The 18,566-nt window shown below is 73.1% G+C and carries 16 protein-coding genes; 8 read left to right on the forward strand and 8 right to left on the reverse strand.

The window, feature by feature from the left end; genetic code table 11:
* Positions 1 to 2: 2 nt before the first annotated feature.
* The 4 genes from ACZ6WN_RS14120 to amiA form a co-directional block, all read right to left on the reverse strand.
* Complete coding sequence (locus ACZ6WN_RS14120) at positions 3 to 1,406, reverse strand: YcaO-like family protein (RefSeq protein ID WP_465865316.1); 1,404 nt, start codon at positions 1,404 to 1,406, stop codon at positions 3 to 5.
* Positions 1,403 to 2,386, reverse strand: coding sequence for a CocE/NonD family hydrolase (locus ACZ6WN_RS14125; RefSeq protein WP_465865318.1), 984 nt, complete (start codon positions 2,384 to 2,386; stop codon positions 1,403 to 1,405). Before ACZ6WN_RS14125 ends, ACZ6WN_RS14120 begins: the two co-directional genes overlap by 4 nt.
* Positions 2,383 to 3,159 (reverse strand): hypothetical protein, encoded by a 777-nt coding sequence (locus ACZ6WN_RS14130; RefSeq protein WP_465865320.1) that lies wholly within the window; start codon positions 3,157 to 3,159, stop codon positions 2,383 to 2,385. Before ACZ6WN_RS14130 ends, ACZ6WN_RS14125 begins: the two co-directional genes overlap by 4 nt.
* Before the next feature lie 227 nt (positions 3,160 to 3,386).
* A complete protein-coding gene (gene amiA / locus ACZ6WN_RS14135) occupies positions 3,387 to 3,485 on the reverse strand; it encodes a streptamidine family RiPP (RefSeq protein ID WP_241248494.1) in 99 nt (32 codons plus the stop codon).
* Between the two features lie 111 nt (positions 3,486 to 3,596).
* Here amiA and ACZ6WN_RS14140 point away from each other — a divergent pair, with 111 nt between their 5' ends.
* Genes ACZ6WN_RS14140 through ACZ6WN_RS14160 form a run of 5 tightly spaced genes read left to right on the forward strand, consistent with a single transcriptional unit; the run spans position 3,597 to position 9,415 of the window.
* A complete protein-coding gene (locus ACZ6WN_RS14140; protein WP_465865322.1) occupies positions 3,597 to 4,799 on the forward strand; it encodes a hypothetical protein in 1,203 nt (400 codons plus the stop codon).
* Positions 4,796 to 6,475, forward strand: coding sequence for a prolyl oligopeptidase family serine peptidase (locus ACZ6WN_RS14145; protein ID WP_465865324.1), 1,680 nt, complete (start codon positions 4,796 to 4,798; stop codon positions 6,473 to 6,475). Before ACZ6WN_RS14140 ends, ACZ6WN_RS14145 begins: the two co-directional genes overlap by 4 nt.
* Positions 6,475 to 7,617 (forward strand): FecCD family ABC transporter permease, encoded by a 1,143-nt coding sequence (locus ACZ6WN_RS14150; protein ID WP_465865326.1) that lies wholly within the window; start codon positions 6,475 to 6,477, stop codon positions 7,615 to 7,617. Before ACZ6WN_RS14145 ends, ACZ6WN_RS14150 begins: the two co-directional genes overlap by 1 nt.
* Positions 7,614 to 8,405 carry an ABC transporter ATP-binding protein gene (locus ACZ6WN_RS14155; RefSeq protein WP_465865328.1) on the forward strand — a complete coding sequence of 264 codons (792 nt, stop codon included), beginning with the start codon at positions 7,614 to 7,616 and terminating at the stop codon, positions 8,403 to 8,405. Before ACZ6WN_RS14150 ends, ACZ6WN_RS14155 begins: the two co-directional genes overlap by 4 nt.
* A complete protein-coding gene (locus tag ACZ6WN_RS14160; RefSeq protein WP_465865329.1) occupies positions 8,402 to 9,415 on the forward strand; it encodes an ABC transporter substrate-binding protein in 1,014 nt (337 codons plus the stop codon). Before ACZ6WN_RS14155 ends, ACZ6WN_RS14160 begins: the two co-directional genes overlap by 4 nt.
* Positions 9,416 to 9,465: 50 nt before the next feature.
* Here ACZ6WN_RS14160 and ACZ6WN_RS14165 read toward each other — a convergent pair whose 3' ends face one another.
* The 4 genes from ACZ6WN_RS14165 to ACZ6WN_RS14180 all read right to left on the reverse strand — a co-directional run bounded on the left by ACZ6WN_RS14165 (position 9,466) and on the right by ACZ6WN_RS14180 (position 14,354).
* Positions 9,466 to 11,208: an ABC transporter ATP-binding protein gene (locus ACZ6WN_RS14165; protein ID WP_465865331.1), complete on the reverse strand. Its 1,743-nt coding sequence runs from the start codon at positions 11,206 to 11,208 to the stop codon at positions 9,466 to 9,468.
* Complete coding sequence (locus ACZ6WN_RS14170) at positions 11,205 to 12,902, reverse strand: ABC transporter ATP-binding protein (RefSeq protein ID WP_465865332.1); 1,698 nt, start codon at positions 12,900 to 12,902, stop codon at positions 11,205 to 11,207. Before ACZ6WN_RS14170 ends, ACZ6WN_RS14165 begins: the two co-directional genes overlap by 4 nt.
* 118 nt (positions 12,903 to 13,020) lie before the next feature.
* On the reverse strand, positions 13,021 to 13,692 hold the full coding sequence (locus tag ACZ6WN_RS14175) for a potassium channel family protein (RefSeq protein WP_091041412.1): 672 nt from the start codon (positions 13,690 to 13,692) through the stop codon (positions 13,021 to 13,023).
* The gene (locus tag ACZ6WN_RS14180) at positions 13,692 to 14,354 is read right to left on the reverse strand and encodes a potassium channel family protein (RefSeq protein ID WP_465865334.1); all 663 of its coding nucleotides are present in this window, start codon (positions 14,352 to 14,354) and stop codon (positions 13,692 to 13,694) included. Before ACZ6WN_RS14180 ends, ACZ6WN_RS14175 begins: the two co-directional genes overlap by 1 nt.
* 133 nt (positions 14,355 to 14,487) lie before the next feature.
* Here ACZ6WN_RS14180 and ACZ6WN_RS14185 point away from each other — a divergent pair, with 133 nt between their 5' ends.
* The 3 genes from ACZ6WN_RS14185 to ACZ6WN_RS14195 all read left to right on the forward strand — a co-directional run bounded on the left by ACZ6WN_RS14185 (position 14,488) and on the right by ACZ6WN_RS14195 (position 18,561).
* Positions 14,488 to 16,503, forward strand: a complete 2,016-nt coding sequence (locus ACZ6WN_RS14185; protein ID WP_465865335.1) for an APC family permease — start codon at positions 14,488 to 14,490, stop codon at positions 16,501 to 16,503.
* Complete coding sequence (locus tag ACZ6WN_RS14190) at positions 16,500 to 17,681, forward strand: class I SAM-dependent RNA methyltransferase (RefSeq protein WP_465865337.1); 1,182 nt, start codon at positions 16,500 to 16,502, stop codon at positions 17,679 to 17,681. Before ACZ6WN_RS14185 ends, ACZ6WN_RS14190 begins: the two co-directional genes overlap by 4 nt.
* Before the next feature lie 61 nt (positions 17,682 to 17,742).
* Entirely contained in the window at positions 17,743 to 18,561 is an 819-nt protein-coding gene (locus ACZ6WN_RS14195) for an arylamine N-acetyltransferase family protein (protein WP_465865339.1), read from the forward strand.
* Positions 18,562 to 18,566 lie beyond the last annotated feature (5 nt).

Here is an 18,566-nt window from a genome sequence, read left to right on the forward strand (position 1 = left end):
GGTCACATGTGGGGCGGCGGGCACAGGGCCAGCGGCTCGTCGGGGTCGGCGGGGGTCCAGCCCCGGCCGCGCGCGGCCTCGGTGAAGCGCGGCATCCCGAGGTAGCGGAACGCGGCCGGGGCGTTCGGCACCAGGCCGGTGACGAAGGTGCGTACGACCCGCAGCGATGTCTGCGCCACGTCTCGCGTCGTGAGGTCGCGGGTGATGACCCGATGCCCACCCTCGTCCAGCCGGCGGCGGACCTCGGCGACGTCGGTGACAGCCACCTCGGAGACGGGCGCGGTGCCGAGGGCGGGTGCGGTGAACCGCTCGGCGAGCCGGTGCACCCGCGGGTCGAGCCAGACCTGGACATGGGCGCCGAGATCGCGGACGTTCGCGAAGTCCGTCCCCGCCGCGTCCAGGTAGCGGCGGTCCTCGCGGTGGTCGAGGTAGAGGCCGGGCGCCATCAGCCCGGCGCGTACGGCTTGGAAGACCCAGCCGTCGGCGTCGCGGCAGCCGAGGGTGTAGATCCAGGTGTGGACCGCCTCGAGAACGGCCTTGCGGACCGCGCGCACCGGATCGGTGGACGCCGAGAAACCCGCGGCGTAGACGCCCGTCTCCCGGTCGCGCACGAGGGCGGCCATCGCCGGCGCCAGCTCGGTGGGCATCTGGACGACGTGCACGTCGAGCGGTGCTCCCTCCAGATCGGCGCTCAGTCCCGGGACCGAGCCGGTCTCGATCCCCTGCGCCGGTCCGCCGTGGTGCCACCAGACCTCGAGGGCGTCCCTCTCCACGACCTCGAGCAGACCCCGGTCGTGGGCGTCGGCGGCGCCCTGGCCGGTGGCGATGCCGGCGTAGTTGAGGTGGAAGACGCGGTCCAGGTGAGCGAACCGCCGCTGGCGCCAGTTGAGACCGATGAGGGCGTGCGGCATCCAGATCTCGGTCGCCGGATCGGCCCGACCCGCGGCCGGGTGTTCCTGGCAGCGGCTCCACAGCGTCGGCACCTGGTCGTCGAGGGCTCGATAGGGGAAGCCGGGCCGGGCGAGCTGTGCCGCGCTCCAGCGGGGAAGGTCGTCGAGGTCGACCACGCGCAGGCCCTGGTCCCGCAGCTCCGCGGCGGTCCCGGTCCGGTAGTCGGCGGGGTCGAGCCGGTCGGGGACGAAGTTGCCGCAGTAGCGCTCCACCCCCTCCGCGATCGCGGCGATCCGGGCGCCGGCGACGTCGCCGAAGGTGGTGCCCAGCGAGACCCGGTCGGCCGGCCAGTCGCCGAGGCGGCGGGCATCGGAGACCTCGGCGGTCAGCGAGGTGTAGCGCAACGGCGCCCGTTCGGGGCGCAGCACCTCACGCACCCGCCGGATCACTCCGGTCTCCTCGTCCACGAGGCGCTCGACGTCCAGGGGTGGCATGGCTGTGGGCGACCCGGTCATGCGGTTCCTCTCTCGGTTGCCGGCGCTGTCGTGGCACGCGGCCGCTCGGACCAGGTCCGGGCGGCGACATCGAGCCGGAGCTCGCGCCCGGGAGCGGGCTCGGCGTGCGTGAGCCAGCGCAGGATGATGCGGCCGGGGGAGCCGGCCGCGTCGTACGCCGCCCGCAGCGCGGGGTCCGTGGTGCCGATGCCGAGGTCGTGGCCCCACGGACCGCTGACCAGCGCACAGCCCGCTCCGCTGCGGGCGCCCCAGCCGTCGGCCAGCCCGCGGGCGTACGCGTCGAACGGGTCGGCATCGCCGGTGACGACGAGCAGCGGCGCGGTGACGTCGCCGAAGTGGTCGGACGGCTCGATCGCGGGCGCTGTCCACAGCTCGCGGAAGATGTCGAGGCGCGCCGGGTCCCAGCCGAGACGTGCGGCGGCCGCGACCGGCCCCTCGCGGTCGGCGACGGCCGCCGCGGCTCGCAGGACAGCGGGGTCCAGGGTGGCCTCGTCCTCGCGGGCGAACCCGTGGACCGCCCACCAGCCGAGCCGGTCCAGATGCTGCGGGACGCCGTCGGCCGAGTAGGCCGTCTCGTACGGACCGAGAGCCGGCACCACGGCGACGACGCGGGTCACCCGGGCGTCGTTCCGAGCGGTCTCGAGGGCGGTGTGGGCGGCGTAGGAGGCGCCGTAGGTCACCACCGGTGTCCCGGGGCAGCGCAGGTGCAGGGCGTCGACGGTGTCGGTCCCGTCGACGGCCTCGGTGGTGTAGGGCCGCCAGGTCCCGGCGGAGGAGTGGCGGCCGCGTACGTCCTGGACCAGGCAGTCGAAACCGCGACGCGCCAGGGACCTGGCCAGCGGGAGGTGCGCGCGGGCGTCGTAGGGGGTCCGCACGAGCACGACGGCACGTGCGGTGCCGGCCGAGCGGACGAGCCAGCCGCCGAGGACGACGCCGTCGCGGGTGGTGACCGGGAAGGGATCGGCGCCCGGATCGGTCACCGCGCGGACTCCTGCGGGCGCGGCGCCGGTTCGTCGAAGCCGAGGACCGTGTGGGCGCGTTCGCGCGGCCCGTCGCCGACGACGCGCAGCAGGCGCCGGTGCTCGGCGACCGCGGGATCGCCGGCCGCCCAGTCCTCCAGGATGGCCAGGCAGCGAGCGACCGTGAGGGTCAGCGTCGCCCGCTGCAGCGGGCGCGGGTCGCGGCGGCTGCTCGAGAGCCACGAGGAGAGCTCGGGCGCGGCCGGCGAGGCGGCCAGCCGACGGCGGCTCACCTGGTCGGGGGTCGCCTCGCTGCCGTCGACGACGAGCGGGAAGATCAGCATCCGGCTGCCCTCGCGCCGGCCGTACAGCAGGGCCGTTCCGGTGGCGGTGAGGTGCTCGAGACGCTGGTCGAGCTCGGGCCGCTGTGGGACCTCGCGCACGTCCACGACGGCATCGGCGCGCGGAGGTCGGCGGGCCCCGTCGTCGCGGACGACCTCGGCGCCCGAGCGGGTGAGCTCGGCGGCGAGCGCGCGGCCGATCCGGCCGCGGCCGAGGACGAGGACGCTGCGCCGGCCCTCGGGCCACCGTGAGGACCGGGCTCTCCGGTCCCGCTCCCGTGCGGCCCGGCGTACGCGAAGCAGGTAGCGGTAGGTCGACAACCGGCCGGGGCCGGGCAGGTCGTGCAGCCTGAGGAAGTAGCCCGATCCGGTACGCAGCGCCGGCATGTCGGGGGAGAGGCGGACCTCCCCGCGGGCGGCGGGGAGTGGGCGCCAGTCGTGTCTGGGGTACATCGGGGTCTCCTGGCTGCTCGATGGGCTGCTCGATGGGCTGCTCGATGGGCTGCTCGATGGGCTGCTCGATGGGCTGCTCGGTGGGCTGCTCGGTGGGCTGCTCGGTGGGCTGCTCGGTGGTGATGGTTCGGACAGGGCCGGGGGTGCCGGGCTCGTCAGCCCGGCACCCCCGCGATCAGACGGTGGCCAGGTCGCCCGAACGGCACTGAGTGCTCACCCGTCGGCGATCAGTCGAAGGGGTTCTCGACCAGCGCGTTGGAGTGGGTGGCGGACAGGTGAGCCAGCTGCTCGGTGTCCTCGATCTCGCTCACGATGTCGTTGTTCATCGGTTGTCTCCTCTGTCGGATCGTTCGGCCCGGCGTCGCCGGGGCCCGCTGGTGCGGACAGCAGCAAAACGTATATGAGAATCATTCCCAATACCAGTAGGGTGTCCGACCATGAACCCCACACTGGTCCTGGCAGACCATCGCGCCGGTCGTTGGCGGACCTCCGAACCCGGCGGTGCGCCCGGTCCGTGGAGCAGGGCGACGCTGGCCGAGCACGCGGGCCTCCTCACCCTCCCGGCGGGCGCCCCGGGTGGTGCGCGGGCGGTGTTCGCGGACGACGCGCTCGGCACGCTCGTCGTGCTCGACGACGCAGGTCAGGCGCGCAGAGTGCCGGTCGCCATCCCCGCCGAGCATCTCGCCTGCGATCCCACCGGGCGCTACATCGTCCTCACCACGGGGCTGGGCGCCTCGTGGGATCCGTGGAGCGACCTGGTCACGGTCGTGGACCTGGCCGACCCGAGCGGCACCACCGCGGTGCGGGTGCGGGTCCGCGTCGGCGAACCCGGCGTCGTGATCGTTCCGGATGTCGGAACAGGCGAGCCGATGGTGGTGCTGCGACACCGCGAGCCCGGTGAGGCGGAGGTCATCTCGCTGCACGACCTGCTCCGGGCCGGGCCCCACTGCCCGGTCGTACGCGGCGAGCGTCTGAAGCTCGCGGGGGACCTCGGGCACGGCGACGCCGCCGACCACCGCTCGGGGGTCGTCCACCTCTCCACCGAGGCGGGCATCGAACGGCTCCGGGTCACCGGAGGCAGGCCGGAGCGCCTGGAGACCTGGCCGTGGCCGGTGCCCGGACGGGCGTACTTCCTCCGCTTCGACCCGGCCGCGGGGATCGTCGCCGCCGTCCGTGGGGCCGACTCGGACGCGGCGCGGTGGCACACCTGGACCAACCACCTGGTGCGCTGGCACCCGGACGGCTCCGCCGAGGTGACCCGGACCGGCGACGGCCTGGTCTTCCGGCCCGACGCCGCCGGTGGGACGCTCGCCTGGACCATCGTCCATCCCGACGGTGACCGGCTGGCCATGCTCATCGACGGCAGGCTCAGCGAGGTCGAGCTACCGCCGATGAGCGCGGCCCCGCGCCCCGGGGTCGCACCCTGGGACCCCGTCGGAGGCGGGTCCGCCCAGCGCCGCGCGCTGGCCCTGGTCTCCGGCGACCTGGCCGCGGTCACGCGCGGAGGAGACGGCGAGCTCCATCTCGTCCGCAGCTCGGGCATCGAGTCGAGCATCGACCTGGGATCCCCCTTCGACGAGGGCGGGCACCTGGGCGTCATCCGGCCTGCGCAGACGTGGGTCGACGGGGTGGGCCGATGAGGCGCTCGAGCGTGCGCGACGCGCTGCGTCGTGCCGAGCGGTCGGGCCGTCCGGGGCTGCCGCTGGGGCGATTCCGCCTGTCCCGACGCCCGGGGGACCTGCTTCCGGTCCTGGTCGACGAGGCCGGTGGCCTCGTCCTCGACCCGGGCGTCAGGATCCAGGGCTTCGCGCCGTCGCCGGACGGGCGCCGGGTCGCCCTCGAGGTCAGCGATGACGGCTCCGAGAGCGGGCGTGTGGTCGTCGTGGACGCCTCCTCGGGGGCGTCGAGCGAGCTCGAGGGAGTGGCGGTCCGGCACGCGCGGATGGCCTGGGCCGGCGCGGACCTGTTCCTCGTCGACGCGGCGGGGCGCTGCCTGCGGGTCCGGCCCGGCGAGCGGCCGCGGACGCTGTTCACCACCGCCGCCGCGGAGCGTGCGACGCCGATCGGTGTGGACGGGCGGATGGTCATCGCCCGGACCGAGGCCCACCGGACCCGGCTGGTCGGCGCCGACGGCGGGACGATCCTCGAGCTTCCGCCGATCCGCAGCATCAGTCCGGCCGAGGACACCGTCCTGGCGGTGACCCATGAGGAGCTGGTGAGTCTCCGGGTCCCGGGACCGGCTCCGGCTCGGTGCCGGCTCAACACCCTGCCGGGGGTCCCGGTGCACGCCCAGGCCGTCCCCGGCGGCTGCCTGGTGCACGTGGTCGGCGACGGTCATTCGCGGCTGGTCCGGCTCGTGACCGAGGCCGGCGTCCTCGCACCGACGCAGACCCTCGCGATCTCGCAGGACCAGGACGTACGCACCGTCTCCGGCCTCTCCTGGGCGCAGGAGCGCGCCTGGGTGCGGATCGAGTCGCCGGCCGACCCTCCGCGGGTGGTGCCGCTCGGGCACGCGACACGCTCCACGGGCGAGGGCCGGCGGTCGCGGTTGACCACGGTCACCGCGGACGACGGCGCCGAGATCGAGCTGATCCTGACCGGAGAGCCCGGCGGCCCGACGCTCCTGGAGGTCTACGGCGGGTTCGGGATCGTCGACCTCCCGGCCTTCGAGCCCTCGGTCGCGGCCTGGTGCGAGCTCGGCGGGCTGCACGTGACCGCCCGGCTGCGTGGCGGGGGCGGGGCGGGCACGCCCTGGCACCTCTCGGGGCAGGGCGTGGGCAAGACGCGTACGGTCGCGGACGCGGTCGCCGTCGCCCGCGAGCTGGTCCGGCTCGGCCTGACCCGGCCGGGAGGGCTGGTGCTCGCCGGGGCCTCGCTCGGGGGACTGGTCGCCGTCTCGGCGGCGCTCGCCGAACCGGGACTCGTCGCCGGGGTCGCCTGCACGACCGCACCGCTCGACCCGCACCGGATCGGTGAGCACCCGGGCGCGCGGCACTGGGCCGAGGAGTTCGGCGACCCGAGCGACCCGCAGGTGCGGGCCGCGATGGACGACTACTCGCCGATCGAGCGTGCCGGCCGATTTGCGGGCACCCGCTGGCCTCGTTTCCTGCTGACCACGTTCGCGGAGGACTCCCGGGTCTCGCCCGCCTCCACCGACCGGCTCGCCGACGTCCTACGGGCCCGTGGTGCAGAGGTCGTACGCAGCCACCGCCCCCGGATGGGCCACGGCGGCAACCACCTCGACGCCGTGCACGACTTCGCCGCCTCCGTCCTCGACTTCGCCCTCGACTCAGCATGCGTCTCCCCAGGAGTGTGATGATCCCCACCGATCTCTCCGCGACCACCGCCGACGTCTCGCCACCGGCGCTGCGGCGACCCGGCGACCAGGTGGTCGTGCCCGCCGCCGTCGCCCGGCGCCGATGGCGCGCCCGGCTGCTCACCGTCGGCCTCACGGTCGTCCTCGTCGTCGTGATCGCGCTGTCCGCGTCCTCGGGCACCGTCGACCTGACCGCGCTCGACGCCGCCAGGCTCGTCACCGGGCACCTGCTGCCCGGGATGCCGTGGATGAGCGACGGCACCTACACCCCGCTGCAGGACCAGGTGGTCTGGCAGTTCCGGCTGCCGCGCGCCCTGCTGGCCGCTCTGGCCGGGGCGGCGCTGAGCCTGGCCGGGGTCTTCATCCAGGCAGTCGTACGCAACCCGCTGGCCGAGCCGGCGATCATCGGTGTCTCCTCGGGGGCCGGGGTGGGCGCAGTCGCCGTGGTGGTCCTGGGCGCGGCGGCGGTCGGCGCCTGGATCGGCACCGCGGCGTTCGTGGGCGCCGCGGTCGCCACGGCGGCGGTGTTCAGGGTGGCGTACAAGAACGGCAGCATCGCCCCGCAGCGCCTGGTGCTGACCGGGGTGGCGCTGGGCACGTTCTTCAGTGCGATCACCAGCTACCTGACCCTCACCACCGAGGCGCAGAACGTGTTCAGCGTGATGTTCTTCCTGCTGGGCTCGGTCTCCGCCGCCACCATGACCGACCTGGCCGGCCCGCTGGTGGCCCTCGTGGTCGCGCTCGGCGTCTCGATCACCACCGGGCGCGCGGTCAACGCGCTCCAGGTCGGCGACGAGACGGCCACGGCGCTGGGCGTGCGGGTCAACCGGCTGCGGTCGGTCCTGCTGCTCGCGGCCGCGCTGCTCACCGGCACCGTGGTCTCGGTCGCCGGCGGGATCGGCTTCGTCGGGCTGGTGGTCCCGCACATCGCCCGGGTCCTGGTCGGCTCCGACCACCGGCGCATCGTCCCGGTGGCGGTGCTCGGCGGTGCCCTGTTCCTGTGTGGTGCCGACCTGCTCGCGCGGACGGTCTCGGCGCCCGCGGAGGTGCCGCTGGGCATCGTCACGGCGCTGATCGGGGTGCCGTTCTTCCTGTGGCTGATGCGCGGCCGGGCCGCCGACGAGCAGGGGATGGCGCGATGAGGCTCGAGACGCTGGACCTCACCCTGAACCGAGGCAACCGGGAGGTCGTCACCGGGGCCTCCGTGGTGGTCGAGGCGGGAGAGGTCCTCGGCCTGCTCGGGGCCAACGGCAGCGGCAAGTCGACCATCCTGCGGGCCTGCTTCGGCGCCCTCCGGCCGGTCTCGGGCCAGGTGCGCCTCGACGGCGCCGACGTCGCCACGATGAGCCGTCGCGAGATCGCTCGCCGGGTCGCGGTGATGGCCCAGGAGCCGCCCGACGAGTTCGGCCTCACCGTCGCCGAGAGCGTGCTGCTGGGACGTACGCCGCACCGGGGGGTGCTCGGCCGTGACAGCCCGCAGGACTGGCTGGTGGTGGGCCGGGCCATGGAGCTCGCCGGTGTCTCCGCGCTCGCCGACCGTGCGGTCCACCGGCTCTCGGGCGGGGAGCGGCAGCGTACGTTGCTCGCCCGGGCGATCGCGCAGGAGGCCGAGCTCCTGCTGCTCGACGAGCCCACCAACCATCTCGACGTCTCCTACCGCTTCGAGCTGATGCACACCGTGGCCGAGCTCGGGATCACCACCGTGGTCGCGCTGCACGAGCTCGACCTCGCGCTGGCCTACTGCGACCGGGTCGCCGTGCTCGACCGCGGGCACGTCGTCGCGCTCGGGAAGCCGGCGGACATCCTCACCCCCGATCTGGTGCGTGAGGTCTTCGGTGTGGAGGCGAGCCGGATCACCGACCCCGAGGCCGGCACCCCACACCTGCTCCTGCGCGGGACGTCCGCGCGGGTTCGAGAGAGGAACACATGAACACCACCCCACTGCTGCGCACCGTCCCGGTGGCAGCGCTCACCCTCCTGGCCGCGACCGGATGCGGCGCCACCGGCCTCCAGAACGGCTCCGCGGCGAAGGGGGAGGCCGCCGAGGGCTACCCGGTGACCGTGGAGAACTGCGGCCGCGAGGTCACGGTCGAGTCGGCCCCGGAGCGCATCGTCGGACTCAGCCCGGCCCAGACCGAGCTGCTCCTGCGGCTCGGGGTCGCCGACCGGCTCGTCGGTCAGGCGCAGACGGCCATGCACGACCTCCCCGAGGACGTGGCGGCCGAGGCGGACGACGTGCCCGAGCTGAGCACGGACGCCCCGCCGGCCCGTGAGCAGCTGCTCGACGTGCAGCCCGACGCCGTCGTCGCCCCGACCGAGTACGAGTTCACCGCGGAGCAGGGGTTCGCCACCATCGACCAGCTCACCGATGCCGGCGTGACGACCTACGTCGCCGCGGGCGGCTGCCCCGAGCGTCGTTCCACCGGTGAGGTCGCCGACCTGTTCACCGACCTGGAGGCGCTCGGGAGCATCTTGGGGGTCACGGCCGCCGCGGACGAGCTGGTCGCCGAGACCCGCGGTGACCTCGAGGCCGTCGAGAAGGCCGTGGCGGACCGCCCGCGGCCGACGGTCGCCCAGCTCTTCGTCGAGGGCACGACGCTCTCCGCGATCGGCGCCGGGGTGGAGTACGACATGATCGAGCGAGCCGGTGGCGAGAACGTCTTCAGCCCGGACGAGGAGCTCTTCGCCCGGTTCTTCTCCGCGGTCGTCTCGCCGGAGGAGGTCGCCGCCCGCAACCCCGACGCCATCGTGTTCGCCGTCCGGGAGCCGTCCGAGGCCGAGCGGGTCGAGGCCTACCTGCGCGAGACCTTCCCCGGCGTCACGGCCGTCAAGGAGGACCGCTTCATCGCCCTGCGCACCCCGGACACGTTCCCGGGCACGCTCGGCAACGTCACCGCCGTGCGCACGATCGCCGAGGGACTGCACCCCGACGCCTTCTGAACGGGGCGCTCGCCCGGCCCGCCGGGTCGTCCTCGGGGACGGCCCGGCGGCTACTCTCCGGCGAGAAGCCGCCAGCCCTCGGCCTGCGTGCGCTCGCGCCAGAAGTCGAGGTAGCGGCCACCGTGGGCGAGAAGCTCCTCGTGGGACCCGCGCTCCACGATCCGGCCGCCGTCGAGGACGACGATCTGGTCGGCGGCGACGACGGTCTGGAGGCGGTGGGCGATGACGATGACGGTCCGGTCGGCCGACAGCGCGGTGAGCGCCTCCTGCACGGCGGCCTCGTTCTCGGCGTCGAGGGCGGCGGTCGCCTCGTCGAGAAGGACGACGGGGGCGTCCTTCAGCAGCGCCCGGGCGATCGAGACCCGCTGCTTCTCGCCGCCCGAGAGCGTGGAGCCGGCCTCGCCGATCCGGGTCTGCCAGCCGTGGGGGAGGCGCTCGACGATGTCGTCGACGCGGGCCAGGCGGGCGGCTTCTCGCAGCTCGTCGTCGGTGGCCTCGGGCCGCGACATCATCACGTTGTCGCGCAGGGTGCCCTCGAAGAGGTAGACGTCCTGGAAGACGATCGAGACGCGGTGCATCAGCGCCTCGGTCCCCAGATCGCGTACGTCGACGCCACCGAGCATCACCGAGCCGGCGGTGACGTCGTGGAACCGGGCGACCAGGCGCAGCAGGGTGCTCTTGCCCGAGCCGGACGGGCCGACCACGGCGGTCAGCGACCGCGGCGGTGCGAGGAGGGAGACGTCGTCGAGGACCCGGGTGGTGCCGTCGTAGGAGAAGGCCACGCCGCGCAGCTCGATGCCGCTGTCGGCCGGCTCGCCGGGCGTGGCGGGCTCGGGGAGCGGGTCGAGCGCGAGCACGTCGAGGACACGTCGCAACGAGCCCTCGGCGATCCGCAGCGCGCTGGAGAGCTCGCCGTAGTCGATCAGCGACTCCACGAACCGCACCGTGAGGACGAGGAGCCCGATCGCGGTGGCCGGGGCGAGCGTCCCGCCGAGGCTGAGGTGGACGGCCAGGGCGATCACCAGGGTGAGCAGGGCCTGGATGGAGAGGAGCTGGATCCCCAGGCCGCCGAACCCGGTCACCAGCAGCCGTCGCGACGCCCGCCGCTGCTCCCTCAGCGCGGTCTCGACCAGCTCGTTGCCGTGCACGGTGCGCCCGAAGACCCGCAGCGCCGGCTGGTTGAGCGCGAACTCGACCACCCGTGCCGAGCCCTCCGCCATCGCCGCGTCGTAGGCCCCCTCGCCGCGGCCGACGATCCGCGCCAGAAGCCGGGTGGCGGCCAGCACCGCGAGCACCCCGACGAGGAGCGCGAGCGCCAGGCGCCACTCCAGGAAGGCCATCGCGACGACCACCGTGACCGGGCTGACCACGGCGGCGATCAGCGGCCGCAGGAGGTGCCCCGGCACCGAGGCGATGTCGGTGGCGCCCTTGGAGGCCATCCGGGAGAGCTGCCCGGTGCGGTCCTGGTCGTACCAGCCCAGCGGCAGCCGCACGGTGTGGTCGCCGAGCCGGGCCAGGGTGATGTCGAGCAGGTCGCAGGCCAGGTCGTAGCCGTCCAGGTTGCCCACCGTCAGGGCGATGTGATGGGCCACGAAGAGGCCGGCGAGCACGCCCAGCCAGGTGGTCGCGGCGTCCCAGTCCTGGCGCAGCGCGGCGTCCAGGACCGGCACCACGCAGGCGAAGGCCAGACCCTGGAGTACGCCGGTGGCGACGAACATCGCCACGACGCGGGCGAGCTGGCGCCGGTGAGGGTGATCGAGGAGGTCGGCGAGGAGGCGGACGATGGTGATCATGCCGACTCCTTCTTACCGACGGGGGCCGGGTGGGCGCGCTGGTCGGCGGCCCAGAGCCGGGCGTAGCGCCCGCCCCGGGCGAGGAGCTCCTCGTGGGTGCCGAGCTCGGCGACCCGGCCCTCGTCGAGGACCACGATCTGGTCGGCCGCGGTGACCGTCGAGAGCCGATGCGCGATCACCAGCAGCGTACGTCCGGCGACGAGGCGGGACAGGGCCCGCTGGACGAGCGCCTCCGACTCGGGATCGGCCGCGGCGGTGGCCTCGTCGAGGACCAGGATCGGGGTGTCGGACAGCAGGGCGCGGGCGATCGCGACCCGCTGCCGCTCGCCACCGGAGAGCTGCCCGTCCTCGCCCACCACCGAGTCGTAGCCGCGTGGGAGCTCGTCGATGCGGTCGGCGATCTGGGCGGCCTCCGCCGCGCGGCGTACGTCCTCGTCGGGCGCCTGGGGGTGGGCGAGCCGGATGTTGTCCCGGATCGAGGTACGCAGCAGCCCGGTGTCCTGGAAGACGAAGGAGACCTGCTCGTAGAGCTGGGCGCTCGTCATCTCCCGCAGGTCCACCCCGGCGATGGTGATCCCGCCGGCGCTCGGGTCGGCGAAGCGGGGCAGCAGCTTGGCCAGCGTCGACTTGCCCGACCCGGAGTGGCCCACGAGCGCGGTCACGGTGCCGGGCTCGAGGACCAGGTCGATGTCGTGGAGCACCGGCGGGGCGCCGGGGGAGTAGGCGAAGGAGACGTCGCGGATCTCCACCCGGGCAGAGGCCGGGGCCGGGGCGGCAACGGCCGGCTCGGGGAGCTCCGGCTCGGCCAGCAGCCGCTGGATCCGCCGGGCCGCCTCGGTGGCCTCGCGCAGCTCGCGGGCGGCGTAGCCGGCGACGGTGACCGGCGCGGTCATCGCCAGCCCGAGGACGAGGAACGGCACCAGGTCGGGGCCGGTGATCCAGGTGGCCCGGAGCATCCAGATCCCGGCGCCGAGCACGAGGACCAGGGTCAGTGCCGGTGTCAGGGCGAGCTCCATCAGCAGCATGCCGAGCGCGGAGTGGCGCATCCAGGCCCGGTTGAACCCGCCGAACCGGGTCGCGACCTCCGCCAGCCGCCGATGGGCCTGTCCGGTGGCGCCGAACGTCTTGATCTCCGCGATCCCGCCGGTGTTCTCGACCGTCGCCGCAGCGAGCTCGGCCAGCCCGGCGTCGTAGTCACGGTAGAGCCTCGCGGCACCTCGCATCGAGATCCGGAACCCGACCAGCCCGAGCGCGAGCGGCAGCAGGGTGACCAGGGCGAGCGGCGCGGAGACCGCGAAGAGGTAGCCGGCGACGACCACGGGCAGCGTGATCGCCGCGGTGAGCTCCATGACCGAGTGGGCGACCAGATGGTGCAGCGCCGCGACGTCGTCCTGCACCGCCTTCTTGACGGTGCCGGAGTTGCGCTCGGTGAACCAGGCCAGCGGCACCCGGCCGAGCCGGGCGACCAGCAGCCGGCGCAGGTGGATGGAGAGGTCGAGGTCGGCGACGTGGGAGAGCCAGGACGAGCCGAGCACGGTCGCCAGGCGCACCAGCAGCGCCGCCACGCTCACCCAGACCACGAGCCAGGCGCGGTCGGCGTCGACGGCGTCTCCGGAGGCCGTGGGCAGCAGGATCCGGGCGAGCTCGACGATCCCGACCAGCGGCACCAGCCCGGCGACGGTCGAGACGACCATCAGCAGCAGGCTGGCGACCAGCCTTCCCCGGACAGGACGAAGCGTCTGGAGGAGGGGAGAGCGCGCCAACTGTCGTCCTGCCGAGATCGTGGGGTTGCTGCGGACGAGGTCTGCGGCGTCAGCCGCCGTGGCCGGTCGGAGCCAGGAGACGCTCGAGCTCGTCCTCCTTCTCGGTGGGTACGACGAAGAGGAGCTCGTCACCCTGCTCGAGAGGCTGCTCGGGGGTGGGCACGTAGACCTGGCCGTCACGCAGCAGCGTGACCAGCGCGCAGTTCTCCGGGAACGGCACCAGGCCGGTGGGCTTGCCGACGTAGGGCGAGTCGGCGGGCAGGGTGATCTCGACCAGGTTGGCCTGACCCTGCCGGAAGGTGAACAGGCGCACCAGGTCGCCGACGGTCACGGCCTCCTCGACCAGCGCGGACATGATCCGCGGGGTGGAGACGTTGACGTCGACCCCCCAGGCCTCGGTGAAGAGCCACTCGTTGTTGGGGTGGTTGACCCGGCCCACGGTGCGCGGGACGCCGAACTCGGTCTTGGCCAGCAGCGAGCAGACCAGGTTGGCCTTGTCGTCACCGGTCGCGGCGATGACCACGTCGCAGTTGTCGAGCCTGGCCTCCTCGAGCGAGGAGAGCTCGCACGCGTCGGCGAGCAGCCACTCCGCGTCGGCGACCCGCTCGGGCTTGATCGAGCCCGGGTTCTTGTCGATGAGGAGCACCTCGTGGCCGTTGGTGATCAGCTCACGGGCGATGGACCGGCCGACGGCCCCGGCCCCGGCGATAGCGACGCGCATCAGTCTTCCTCGGGGCCGTTCTTGATCGTCTTGTACGCCTGCGCGGTGTTCTCCTCGCGCATCACGATGTGGAGCACATCGCCCTCCTGGATCACGCTCTCGCGGACCGGGATGATCCCCTCGCCGAGCCGGTCGATCCACGCGATCCGCGCACCGGACTGGCGCTGGAACTTGATGGTGCGCTCGCCGACCCAGGACTCGGGCATGATGATCTGGTCGATGCGGATGTTGCCCGACATGTCGCGGAAGTCGGGCTCGGCGCCGGCCGGCAGGAGCCGGCGGAGCACCTGGTCGGCGGTCCACTTCACCGTCGCGACCGTGCTGATCCCGAGGCGCTGGTAGACCTCGGCGCGGCCGGGGTCGTAGATGCGCGCCACGACCTGCTGGATGCCGAACTCCTCGCGCGCCACCCGGGCGGAGATGATGTTGGAGTTGTCACCGCTGGAGACCGCCGCGAACGCCTCGGCCCGCTTGATCCCGGCCTTGAGCAGGACCTCCCGGTCGAACCCCATCCCGGCGACCTTGTCGCCGTTGAACCCCGGTCCGAGCCGACGGAAGGCGTCGGAGTTCTGGTCGATGACCGAGACCGTGTGGTTGCGGTCCTCGAGGCTCCTGGCCAGGGTCGAGCCGACACGGCCACAGCCCATGATCACTACGTGCACCGTGTCATGATTGCACTCGCCCGGGTCGCGCGTCGCCTACGCCCTCGAAGTTGGCGTGTTCGCTGGCGTGTCCCGGTGGGTGTGGCGATCCGGAAGCGCGAGGAAGCCGCGATGTGCCGTAGCGTCTGCCGTTGTGGGTGTCGGTGATGTCTCCAAGCGGATCCTGATCGGTCGCAAGCTTCGAAGCTCTCAGCTGGGCGAGACGCTGCTGCCGAAGCGCATCGCGCTACCCGTTTTCGCCAGCGACGCGCTCTCCTCGGTGGCCTACGCGCCCGACGAGATCTTCATCATGCTGGCGGTGGCTGGAGCCTCGGCGTACGCCTGGTCCTGGAAGATCGGCCTGGTCGTGGCCCTGGTGATGCTCACCGTGGTCGCCTCCTACCGGCAGACGGTGCACGCCTACCCCAGCGGCGGCGGCGACTACGAGGTCGCGACCGTCAACCTGGGGCGCAACGCGGGCGTGACCGTGGCGAGCGCGCTGCTGGTCGACTACGTGCTCACGGTGGCGGTGTCGATCTCCAACGCCGCCCAGTACGCCGCCAGCGCGATCCCCGGTCTGATCGGCCACGAGGTGCTGGTCGCCTCGGTCGCGGTCGTGCTGCTCACCGCGATGAACCTGCGTGGCGTACGCGAGTCCGGGACGTTCTTCGCGGTCCCGACCTACCTGTTCATGTTCGCGATCCTCGGCATGGGCCTCTACGGGCTGGTGCTGCTGGTGGGCGGCAACCTGCCCCAGGCGGAGAGCGCGGCCCTCCACATCCAGCCCGAGGCGGGCTGGGAGGGCACCCTCAACCAGATCGCGCTGGTCTTCCTGCTGGCCCGGGCGTTCTCCTCCGGGTGTGCGGCGCTGACCGGTGTCGAGGCGATCTCCAACGGCGTACCCGCCTTCCAGCGGCCCAAGAGCAAGAACGCCGCCACCACGCTGCTGCTGCTCGGCCTGATCGCGGTGACGATGATGATGAGCATCATCGTGCTGGCCAACCAGATGAGCATCCGCTACGTCGACCCGCACCGCCTCGAGAACCTCCGCACCGCCGCCGGCGACGCCGTGCCGGCGGGCTACGAGCAGCACCCGGTGATCTCCCAGATCGCGGCCGGCGTCTTCGGCGACTTCCCGCCGGGCTTCTACTTCGTCATCACCGTCACCGGCATCATCCTGGTCCTGGCCGCCAACACCGCGTTCAACGGCTTCCCGGTCCTCGGCTCGATCCTCGCCAAGGACGGCTACGCACCGCGGTCCCTGGGGGCGCGCGGCGACCGGCTCGCCTACAGCAACGGCATCGTCTTCCTGGCCGTGCTGGCGATCGCGCTGATCGTCATCTTCGAGGCGCAGACCACCAAGCTGATCCAGCTCTACATCGTCGGCGTCTTCGTCTCCTTCAACCTCAGCCAGCTGGGCATGATCCGCCACTGGACCCGCCACCTGGCCACCGAGCGGGACCCGGGCGAGCGCCACCGGATGCAGCGGTCGCGAGCGATCAACGCCTTCGGTCTCGGGATGACCTCGGTCGTGCTGGTGATCGTGCTGATCACCAAGTTCCTCGCCGGAGCATGGATCACGATCTTGGCGATGGGCTTCTTCTACCTGGTCATGCTGGGGATCAGGCGTCACTACGACAACGTCGCCCGCGAACTGGCCGCCGACGAGCAGGACAAGGTCATGCCGACCCGGGTCCACGCGATCGTCCTGGTCTCCAAGCTCCACAAGCCGACGCTGCGCGCGCTGGCCTTCGCCCAAGCGACCCGGCCCAACGCGCTCGAGGCCGTGACGGTCTCGACCACCGACTCCGACACCGCCGAGCTGCTCAAGCAGTGGGACGAGCGCAACCTGCCGATGCCGCTGAAGGTGCTCCACTCGCCCTACCGCGAGCTGATCCGCCCCGTCGTCGAGTACGCCTCCGCGATCCGTGACGCCAACCCGCGTGGCGTGGTGGCTGTCTACATCCCCGAGTACGTCGTCGGCCGCTGGTGGGAGCAGCTGCTCCACAACCAGACGGCGCTGCGGCTCAAGGGCCGGCTGCTGTTCACCCCGGGCGTCATGGTCATCTCGGTGCCCTACCAGCTCGCCTCGGGCAAGGAGCGCGCCGAGGAGATGCGCGAGGAATACTGGCTCGCCCCCGGCCTGCGCCGCGGAAGCGGGCGCCGATGAGCCGCCCGCAGCGTCCCGCGCCCCGCGGACGGCGGCCCCGCCCGAAGACGTCGAAGGGCGAGTCGTACGTCGGGCGGCGCTTCGAGGTCGAGGTCGGCCCGGTCGCGCACGGCGGTCACTTCGTCGCCCGGGTGCCGGTCGAGGAGGCCTCTCGCGTCGTCTTCGTACGCCACGCCCTGCCCGGTGAACAGGTGGTCGTCGAGATCACCGAGGGAACCGCCGGTGACCGGTTCTGGCGCGGCGACGCGGTCTCGGTGGTCTCGGCCGCACCGGAACGGGTCGTTCCGCCGTGCCCCTACGCCGGTCCGGGCCTGTGCGGCGGCTGCGACTTCCAGCACGTCTCCCTGTCGGGTCAGCGCGAGCTGAAGGCGACGGTGCTGCGCGAGCAGCTCGTCCGGCTGGGCGGCCTCTCCGCCGAGGACCCGCTCGTCGCGGACCTGGCCGTCGAGGCCGTCCCCGGTGACGTGGACGGGCTGCGCTGGCGCACCCGTCAGCGCTACGCGACCGCCCCGGGCGGCGGCCGCGGCATGCGGAAGTACCGCTCGCACGAGGTCATCCCGGTCGACGACTGCCTGATCGCCACCGCCGACGCCCGCGAGCCCGGTGCCGGGACGGTCGTGGAGACGGTCGAGGTCGGCGGCGCCGAGCACTCCTTCGAGGTCGCCGCCGACGGCTTCTGGCAGGTCCACCCGGGCGCACCCGCGACCCTGGTCTCCGCGGTCCTGTCCGCCCTCTCGCCGGCGCCGGGCGAGAGCGTCCTGGACCTCTACGCCGGCGTCGGGCTCTTCTCCGCCTTCCTCGCCGACGAGGTCGGTCCCACCGGACGTGTCGTCGCCGTCGAGGGTGACCAGACCGCCTCCGCGCTCTCGGTGGGCAACGTCCCCGCCGCCGAGGTCACCGCCGGTGACGTCGCCACCGTGCTGGCCGGCCTCGCCGAAGGCCCCTTCGACCTCGTCGTCCTCGACCCGCCCCGTGAGGGCGCCCGCCGCCGGGTCGTCGAGGCCGTGGTCGCACGGGAGCCGGGCAAGGTCGCCTACGTGGCCTGCGACCCCGCCGCGCTGGCCCGCGACGTCGCGATCTTCGCCGAGCACGGCTACCGGCTGCGTACGCTGCGCGCCTTCGACCTGTTCCCGATGACCCATCACGTCGAGGCGGTCGCGCTCCTGACTCCCCGCTGACACCGTCGCGGTGCGACGGATATCGGTTGCGCGCCGGGAGCATCGGCGTTGAGATGCTGCCGTGAGCGATGACCTGTGGGGCACCGACCGGCTCGACCTGACCGCCTACCTGGAGCGGGTGGGGGTGAGCGAGCCACCCGGCCCGTCGCGTGAGGTCCTCGACGAGCTCTACGACGCCCACCTGCGCACCTTCACCTTCGACAACATCGACGTGCTGCTCGACCAGCACCCCGGCGTCGACCTGCCCGAGGTCCAGGCGAAGTTCGCCGGCCGGGGGAGAGGCGGCTACTGCTTCGAGCACGGCACGCTGCTCGGCGCGGTGCTGGACCGGCTCGGCTTCGCCGTCGAACGGCGGCTCGCCCGGGTCGGTCCCGACCCCACCGCGTCGGGGCGTACGCATCTGGTGGTCGTGGTCGATCTGGACGGCGAGCGGCTGCTGCTCGATCCCGGGTTCGGGCTGAGCCTGTGGCGCCCGATCCCGCTGGCCGACGGCGCGGTCGACGAGGTCCGGGGCATCTCCTACCGGGTGCGGCGGAGCGAGCACGGCTGGGCCCTGGAGCGGGGGAAGGACGACGGCTGGGAGCTGATGCACACCCACGACGAGGCGCTGGTCGTGCCCAGCGATGTCGCCCTCGGCCACCACTACACGAGCACCCACCCCACGGTGCACTTCCGGCATCGGCTGATCGTGACGAAGCTCCTCGAGGACAGACACCTCAGCCTCACCCACGACACCGTCACCATCCGCCGCGAGGGCGAGCAGACCGAGCACCGCGAGATCGGGCTCGACGAGGCGATGGACTACATCGAGGAGGCACAGGTGCCGCTCACCGAAGAGGAGCGCGGGCGCCTGCGCGAGCGGCTGGCCACCCTCGCCTGAGGCGG

Source organism: Nocardioides sp. NPDC054178, assembly GCF_055585005.1.